Here is an 8,554-nt window from a genome sequence, read left to right as displayed (position 1 = left end):
CGGTTTTTGCCGCCAGCTTTGCGTGATTAAGTGTTGCTTCCGGCACAGAAAAATCGATTACAACATCGCAGGCTTCAAACAAAGCTAGGGGATCGTCGCTTGCACTTACGCCAATCGTGCCAATTCCCGCCAACTCACCTAGGTCTTTACCAAGGTTAGGGCTCCCCGGAAGTTCGGTTCCACCAAAAACCTCACAGTTATCCGTTCGGCCAATAACGTCTGTCAGCATGCGCCCCATTCGGCCTGCACAGCCAACAATTCCAATTTTGTTACTCATCTTATTTTCCCGTCAAAGATCAGCGTTTATCTATATTACCGTTGTTTCAAAAAAGAGATAGCAGCTAAGCCTGATCAGTCCAAGAGAACTCTCATCCTTTTCCGAAACAGGAGACCTAACTCTTCATAATTGGCTATAAGTGGTTGATAATCACTTATCAGAAAAAGCAACCCGAAGCGCGATCCCAACCATCGACATTGATGCAAATAGTCGAAAAGTTTTGGCGGTTTTACCAACTCCGGAAAAAAGTGATTTCATATGCTCTGAAAACAAAACAACAAGACTTATGATTAAACCCGCATTCAGAATATGAATAAGTCCGTAAAGCATAATTTGACTCTCAAAATTCCCCAGTTCAGGGCGCACGAACTGAGGCAAAAAAGAAATCATGAAAAAGATCACTTTCGGGTTGGTAATATTAATCAAGGCCGACTGTATCACGACCTTTAAAGCCGATGTGCTTTTGCGAGGTATCTGAGAATTAACTTCGAGATCGGCTTTCCCAGTGAATATTTTCCACGCCAGAAAGCACAAATACCCTGCGCCGATCCATCGTAGGATTTCATAGGCAACTGCGGACTGTTGAATGAGAAGCGATAATCCCACTAAAGCAGCAAGTAGGTGAACCAACAATCCCAAGCCATTGCCAACGGGTATCCAAAGTGATTTTTTCCAGCCATCGGATATATTAATCGTCAAGGTATAGAGCCACGTCGGCCCCGGTGTCGCTGCAAGCAAGGTACTCGCTAGCCAGTAAGCCAGAAAATATTCAAGTGAAGGAAGCGCCATAGTCGATACCTAAAAAGAAAATAGCCCGAAAGAATAGAAAAAACAGGCCATATACTATTCGAAAGAGGATCACTCTTCTTTCAAAAAATCAACAAAGAGGCATAAGAAAAAGCCTGTCAGGTATATCACCGACAGGCTTTTTCTTATTAAAGGTCTGGTCTTTATTCCGTAAGGTCTTCCCAGAACTCTTTGACGCGCTTAAAGAAGCCAGAGCTAAGAGGCGAATTATCCCCGCTTTCTTCTTCAAATTCACGCAACAACTCTTTCTGACGTTTCGTCAGGTTAACCGGTGTTTCAACGGTTACCTCAACGTACATATCGCCACGAGAGCTTGATCTGAGGACAGACATCCCCTTGCTACGTAAACGGAACTGCTGTCTGCTCTGCGTGCCATCCGGAATAGAAACCTTCGCACGGCCACCATCAATAGTTGGTACTTCGACAGAACCACCCAAAGCAGCCTGTGTCATCGAAATGGGAACGCGACAATAAATGTCTGCGCCCTCACGCTGGAAAATTCTGTGCGGTTCAATCGAAAGGAAAATGTAAAGATCCCCCGGCGTTCCGCCACGAGCCCCCATTTCGCCTTCGCCAGCCAACCGAATACGATTGCCTTCCTCGACACCCGCAGGAATGTTTACCTGAAGGGTTTTTTCTTTTTCCACTTGGCCAGAACCGTGACAGTTTCCGCAAGGTTTCTCGATAACTTTACCGACACCCTGACAAGTATGACATGTCCGCTCAACGGTAAAGAAACCCTGTTGCATACGCACACGGCCCGCACCTTTACAGGTACCACAGGTTACCGGAGATGATCCCTTTTCAGCACCGCTGCCATCACAAACATCACAAGAAACTGCGCTTGGAATCCTAATTTCAGCTTCTTTACCTGTGTACGCATCTTCCAGTGAAATTTCCATATTGTAGCGAAGGTCGCCACCGCGTTGGGACCCGCCCGCGGATCGCCCACCGCCGCCAAAGCCGCCAAACATTTCTTCGAAGATATCAGCAAAACCGCCGCCGCCGAAACCACCGCCACCAAAGCCGCCGCCAGCGCCTGGCCCGCCATTTTCAAAAGCAGCATGGCCATAATTATCATAAGCCGCGCGTTGCTGATCGTCTTTGAGAACGCCATAGGCTTCGTTAATTTCTTTGAATTTTTTTTCCGCTTCGGCATCATCCGGATTGCGATCCGGGTGGTATTTCATTGCCAGTTTGCGATAGGCCGATTTCAACTCTTTGGCATCTGCCGAACGTGAAACCCCTAAGACCTCATAGAAATCCTTTTTGGACATCAGTATAGTTTTCCCTCATCAGAAGGTGAAAAGGGGCTGGCAAACGCCAGCCCCCTGAAATCCAAAACCGCCTTAAGCGCTTTTGCTGTTCTTCTCGTCGTCAACTTCTTCGAAGTCTGCATCAACAACACCGTCGTCAGCTTCTGCTTCAGAAGCCGCTTCCGCAGCACCTTCTGCGCCTTCAGCACCAGCGTCAGCATAAAGTGCTTCACCCAGCTTCATTGACGCCTGACCTAAAGCTTCCATCTTGGCTTTGATATCTTCAACATCATCACCTTCAAGCGCAGTTTTCAATTCCGCAACTGCAGCTTCGATAGTTGCTTTTTCTTCATCAGAAACTTTATCGCCAACTTCACCAAGTGTTTTCTCTGTCTGATGGATCAAGCCTTCAGCCTGATTTTTAACTTCGACAGATTCACGACGGGCTTTATCTGAATCGGCATTTTCTTCGGCATCACGAACCATCTGATCGATGTCAGCGTCGCTCAGACCACCAGAAGCTTCGATACGAACAGACTGTTCTTTACCAGTTGCTTTATCTTTCGCGCCAACGTTAACAATACCGTTAGCATCAATATCAAAAGTAACTTCGATCTGTGGAACACCACGTGGCGCACCAGGAATACCTTCGAGGTTGAACTGACCAAGAATTTTATTATCCGCAGCCATTTCGCGCTCGCCCTGGAACACACGAATTGTCACAGCACTCTGATTATCTTCGGCTGTAGAGAAAGTCTGGCTCTTTTTCGTTGGGATTGTTGTGTTACGATCAATCAGTTTGGTCATAACACCACCCAGTGTCTCAATACCAAGAGACAATGGTGTCACGTCAAGAAGAAGAACATCTTTGACTTCACCCTGAAGAACACCCGCCTGAATAGCAGCACCAGTTGCCACAACTTCATCAGGGTTTACGCCACGGTGTGGTTCTTTACCAAAGAAGTCCTTAACAGTGTCATGGACTTTCGGCATACGGATCATACCACCAACCATGATGATCTCGTCGATGTCACCAGCTTTTACACCAGCGTCTTTCAACGCAGACTTAACAGGACCCATTGTGCGTTGGATCAAATCGTCGACCAATGCTTCCAATTTCGCACGTGTCAGCTTGACGTTAAGGTGTTTAGGACCAGACGCATCAGCCGTAATAAACGGTAGGTTCACTTCAGTTTGAGTAGAAGAAGAAAGCTCGATCTTTGCTTTCTCAGCAGCTTCTTTCAAACGCTGAAGAGCAAGAGTATCCTTACGAAGGTCGATACCCTGTTCTTTGTTAAATTCGTCTGCCAAGTAATCAATGATGCGGCTGTCGAAATCTTCACCACCAAGGAATGTATCCCCGTTGGTTGATTTCACTTCGAACACACCGTCACCGATTTCAAGAACGGAAACATCGAAGGTACCACCACCAAGGTCATAAACAACAACGGTACCAGAACCTTTTTTGTCCATGCCGTATGCAAGAGCAGCAGCAGTCGGCTCGTTGATAATACGCAGAACTTCAAGGCCAGCGATCTTACCGGCATCTTTTGTTGCCTGACGCTGAGAATCGTTAAAGTAAGCAGGAACAGTGATAACTGCTTTTGTCACAGGCTCACCAAGATAGCTCTCGGCAGTTTCTTTCATTTTTTGCAGGATGAAAGCAGAAATCTGTGACGGGCTGTATTTTTCACCGTTGGCTTCAACCCACGCGTCACCATTGTCAGCTTTAACAATATTGTATGGCACAAGGTCCATATCTTTTTTTGTCAGCGGATCGTCAAAACGACGGCCGATCAAACGCTTGATCGCAAAAAGAGTATTTTCAGGGTTTGTAACTGACTGGCGTTTGGCGGGCAGCCCAACGAGGCGCTCTTCAGCCGTAAAGCCAACCATAGAAGGTGTCGTACGCGCACCTTCAGCATTTTCAACAACACGGACGTCTTTACCGTCCATAATAGCGATACAGGAGTTTGTGGTTCCTAGATCAATACCAATAACTTTGCTCATGTTTATTCCTCACACTTAATATAGCAAACCGATTTGGCAGCCTTGATGCCAAGCACTGCCGGCTGGTCCCTTTTGAGGGCTGAACCCATTTTTTGGGCTCACGGGATATATATGCAGCCAGAGCTTTCACTGCAAGGAGCAATATGCCTAAAAAAATAAGGTTTTTCAGAAAAGTTAAATTACATTATGAATCAATAGATTAGTGGTATAATAATTTATCTATCATCTTTATTATGATGTTTTTCAGGTGAATCATCGCGCGAATATTCCGGGAATTTAGCCATAATGAACTCAAAAAAAGCCCAAATTAACCCTAATATCCGAAAAATGGTTAAGTGGATTGCTGTAGGAGATGTTTTGTTTGGAATCGCCGTCATGCTCACAGCGCACTATCTTCTCAAAAATGAAATTGTTCAGTGGTTCGGTCTCGCCGTTACTCTCATTGGCGGACTCCTCTTTTTAACAATGCGCTTACTTGAAAAGCGGCAAACACGAATCATTAATTCTCAAGACAGCTCAGAGAGCCAGCGTTAATAGATAGTTCAAAACAGTGATAAAATGTCCGTAATAAAATGATTGCCGGTTTTCAATATCACCCCGAATATTTCAGCCGGGAAGAACAGAAAAATCTCTTATCCGAAATTCGAGAGATGATCAGGACAAATCCCCTGTTTCAACCCACAATGCCCAAAACTGGTAAGCCCTTTTCTGTCGCCATGACATCGTTTGGGTCTCTGGGCTGGGTATCAGACAAAACCGGGGGATATCGTTATCAAAGTTTCCATCCCGTTACCAAACGCCCGTGGCTTCAGATACCGGATAAATTACTCACAGTCTGGACCGATTTAACTGGCTACTCGGAACTTCCAGAATGCTGCCTGTTAAATTATTATCAAAACGAAAAAGCGAAAATGGGTCTTCACCGGGATCAAGACGAGCAGGATTTTAATGCACCCGTTCTTTCTGTATCATTAGGAGACAGCGCACTATTTCGCCTTGGGGGGCTCAAACGGCAAGGGCCGACAACATCAACCAAGTTAAATTCTGGTGACATCGTCATACTTGGTGGCGAAGCACGAAATGCCTATCATGGAATTGATCGTATTTTATATGGATCAAGCCAGTTACTGAAAAGTGGTGGACGTATTAACCTCACGCTTCGTAGGGTAAACAAAGTCTAACGATTTCCCTCTCCTAGAACGTTGCAACAGATCATCATTCAATGAGGTTGTTTTTGAAAAAGCACCTCCATAAAAAAAGCCGGCACAAAAGTACCGACTTTCTCAATCTAAACAGCTAAAAGCTTAAGCTGTTGTGTCCACTTTATCTGCACCAGCAACAGGGCCGCCCTTGGCAACGCCAACGCGTGCTGGCCTTAGCAGACGATCATGAAGGCGAAACCCTGGTTGAATAACCTGTAAAATGGTCCCTTCTGGTTGGGAAGGATCAGGAATTTCAAACAATGCTTCGTGGCTGTGCGGGTCCATACGGGCACCCATTGCCTCGACTTCGGTAATGTTATGTTTTTCAAAAACCTTCAGCATTTCGCGATTGGTCATTTCAACACCATCGCGTAGCGTTTTAAGGTCTTCATTTCCTTCGGCAGTTTCTTCTGAAACAGATGACAGCGCACGTTGAAGGTTATCCATAACACCAATTAAGTCTGTCACCAGCTTTTGAGGTGCATACTTGATAGCATCTTCTTTATCACGACGCGTGCGATTACGAAGATTTTCCATATCTGCCATTGTACGCAACAGCTTGTCTGTCAACTGAGCATTCTGCGCATCCAGTTCAGCAACTCTTACGGCATCTGACTTTGCTTCTTCAGCTGCAGACGCAGTATCAACGGTTGCTTCTTCTGCTGCTTCTTCGTTTACCAGATCATCAGGAATCTGATCTTCAGCAACAACATTCTCTTCCGGATTTTGTTTTTCCGTTTCGGACATTTTCCGCTAACCAATCTTCTCTTTTAAGTTACTTACTTCTGGATTTAACAAGATTTCAGCCCTGCTTATCCAACCACTCTCATCCAATCATTCGACCAAGTATTTTGGCGGTATAATCCACCATCGGAATGATACGGGCATAGTCAATTCGTGTTGGACCAATGACCCCGATCGCCCCGACAACCTGTTGTCGCGTATTTTTATAAGGTGCCATTACTACAGAACACCCCGCTTGGGCAAACAATTCATTTTCAGACCCTATAAAGATCTGAACCCCCTCTGCCGTTTTTGTCATTTCTAACAAACGGACCAGAGACTCTCGTTTTTCCAATGCAGAGAATAGATGGCGTACCCTCTCCAAATCTTCAAGGGCATTTATATCTTCAAGTAACTGTGCCTGTCCTCTCACAATCAGCGCACCATTAGAACTGCCATTGATATCTTCGGCCCATGTCGCCAACCCCAGTTCGACAACTTTCTGTGACAGTTGATCCAGCATGGCCTGATGTTCTTTGAGCTCGGTTTGTATTTCCTGTAGCGCTTCTTCCAATGTCCGCCCGACCAAACGCGCAGCCAAAAAGTTTGATGCGTCAACAAGCGCAGAGGGCGGCAAACCCAAAGGAATATTAACCACCCTGTTTTCAACTGATCCAGAATCAGAAACCAACACAACCAGAGCCCGTCCAGGAGCAAGAGATACAAATTCGATATGCTTTAGAGGTTCAGATAATTTAGGCGCGACAACCAATCCTGCACACTGGGAAAGGCCGGATAACATACCCGTAGCCTCTTCCAATAATTGAGGCATGGATTTTCCACCAGCTGCGCACTGTGCTTTTATCTGGCTGCGCTCATCTTTACTAAGGTTTCCGTGTTCTAACAAACCGTTCACATAAAGCCGCAACCCAACATCCGTTGGTAGCCTTCCGGCAGAGGTATGCCTGGCGAATAAAAGCCCCATATCCTCTAGATCAGCCATAACATTACGAATTGTTGCCGCCGACAGACCCATACCAAGCTTGCGAGATAACGTTCGGGACCCAATGGGTTCCCCGGTTTCCACATAAGCATCAACCACCAGACGGAAAATCTCGCGAGAGCGATCATTCATACCTGCAATTGCACCGGATATCAGGGATGTGTCATTAAACTTCACAGAATTTCCTTTTAAATTCCAATGCCCTTAAATAAGCGATCCTTATTTACCTATTTGCATTGTCTTAATTTAGTAAGCCGCAAAGCCTTGGTCAATGCTGGCTTGAACTAAAACTAACACTTGCATCATAACCCGATACCTCTTAAAGACGCGCTTAAAATTAAGACTCGGTTTTTGAAGGTCAGCATCGGCCCGCTTGTTCTATTAGGAATAGTGACAAATTAAATGAGTATCGGTTCTTTAAATGCAAAATTAGAGGCATTTTTCGCCCAAAATTCCTTTGATGAGCCGCATTTGGTCATAGACCTTGATCAGGTAGAGGTCAATTTCAACAATCTGGCATCTGCCCTGCCCAATGCAATGATTTATTTCGCGGTAAAAGCCAATCCTGCATCGGAAATTTTGTCTCGACTTAAGAACCTAGGCTCCTGTTTTGACGCTGCGAGCATCGCAGAAATCAAATTGTGCCTGTCACTCGGTATTCCGGCGAGCCAAATATCGTTTGGCAATACCATCAAAAAAGAAAATGCCATCGCCGAAGCCTACAAACTCGGTATTCAGAGTTACGCATTCGATAGCCATGAAGAGCTTCTTAAAATTGCCAGATCAGCCCCCGGTTCTAATGTCTATTGCCGTGTCCTGGTCGACTGTTCTGGCGCCGACTGGCCCCTAAGCCACAAGTTTGGTTGCTCGCCCGTTATGGCCAAAGAGTTGCTATCACAATCAGTGATCCATGGCTTATATCCAATAGGCCTTTCATTTCATGTCGGGTCACAACAAACAAAAATAAGCCAATGGGATAATGCTCTCGGTCAAATTGAAAAGCTCTATAAAGATCTGAAAAATGAGGGTATTGAACTCTCTACACTTAACCTCGGCGGCGGTTTCCCCACTGCGTACAATGCGGATGTACCATCCATTTCTCAATACGGCGAATACCTTTCATCTGCGTTGAAAAAGCACTTTGGTGACAACGTACCAAAAATCATTATCGAACCCGGGCGGTCTGTTGTTGGTGACGCAGGGATCATAGAGGCTGAAGTTGTTTTAGTATCCCGCAAGAATACAGAAGATGAAAAGCGCTGGGTTTATCTCGACA

General features: G+C 45.6%; 8 protein-coding genes and 1 pseudogene. 3 read left to right on the top strand and 6 right to left on the bottom strand.

Features of this window, described 5'->3' with window-relative positions; all coding sequences use genetic code 11:
- The 4 genes and pseudogenes from Q0241_RS06360 to dnaK all read right to left on the bottom strand — a co-directional run.
- A pseudogene (locus tag Q0241_RS06360) lies at positions 1–277 on the bottom strand (4-hydroxy-tetrahydrodipicolinate reductase); the annotation flags it as partial.
- 150 nt (positions 278–427) lie between these two features.
- Positions 428–1,066: a LysE family translocator gene (locus Q0241_RS06355; protein WP_299374843.1), complete on the bottom strand. Its 639-nt coding sequence runs from the start codon at positions 1,064–1,066 to the stop codon at positions 428–430.
- Between the two features lie 161 nt (positions 1,067–1,227).
- A complete protein-coding gene (dnaJ, locus tag Q0241_RS06350; RefSeq protein ID WP_299374840.1) occupies positions 1,228–2,361 on the bottom strand; it encodes a molecular chaperone DnaJ in 1,134 nt (377 codons plus the stop codon).
- 72 nt (positions 2,362–2,433) lie between these two features.
- Positions 2,434–4,350, bottom strand: coding sequence for a molecular chaperone DnaK (dnaK, locus tag Q0241_RS06345; protein ID WP_299374837.1), 1,917 nt, complete (start codon positions 4,348–4,350; stop codon positions 2,434–2,436).
- A gap of 285 nt (positions 4,351–4,635) precedes the next feature.
- Here dnaK and Q0241_RS06340 point away from each other — a divergent pair, with 285 nt between their 5' ends.
- Both Q0241_RS06340 and Q0241_RS06335 read left to right on the top strand, forming a co-directional pair.
- Complete coding sequence (locus Q0241_RS06340) at positions 4,636–4,884, top strand: hypothetical protein (RefSeq protein ID WP_299374834.1); 249 nt, start codon at positions 4,636–4,638, stop codon at positions 4,882–4,884.
- Between the two features lie 38 nt (positions 4,885–4,922).
- Positions 4,923–5,531, top strand: coding sequence for an alpha-ketoglutarate-dependent dioxygenase AlkB (locus Q0241_RS06335; protein WP_299374831.1), 609 nt, complete (start codon positions 4,923–4,925; stop codon positions 5,529–5,531).
- 123 nt (positions 5,532–5,654) lie between these two features.
- Here Q0241_RS06335 and grpE read toward each other — a convergent pair whose 3' ends face one another.
- Both grpE and hrcA read right to left on the bottom strand, forming a co-directional pair.
- Positions 5,655–6,299, bottom strand: a complete 645-nt coding sequence (gene grpE / locus Q0241_RS06330; RefSeq protein WP_299374828.1) for a nucleotide exchange factor GrpE — start codon at positions 6,297–6,299, stop codon at positions 5,655–5,657.
- Positions 6,300–6,378: 79 nt separating this feature from the next.
- On the bottom strand, positions 6,379–7,410 hold the full coding sequence (gene hrcA / locus Q0241_RS06325) for a heat-inducible transcriptional repressor HrcA (RefSeq protein WP_299374846.1): 1,032 nt from the start codon (positions 7,408–7,410) through the stop codon (positions 6,379–6,381).
- Between the two features lie 270 nt (positions 7,411–7,680).
- Here hrcA and Q0241_RS06320 point away from each other — a divergent pair.
- Positions 7,681–8,554: type III PLP-dependent enzyme (locus Q0241_RS06320; RefSeq protein ID WP_299374825.1), on the top strand; the 874-nt coding region annotated here is incomplete at its 3' end.

Source organism: uncultured Kiloniella sp. (assembly GCF_937128705.1).
Lineage (GTDB): Bacteria > Pseudomonadota > Alphaproteobacteria > Kiloniellales > Kiloniellaceae > Kiloniella.
The sequence above is the reverse complement of the archived record's forward strand: the minus strand, read 5'-3'. Positions and strand labels throughout refer to the sequence as shown.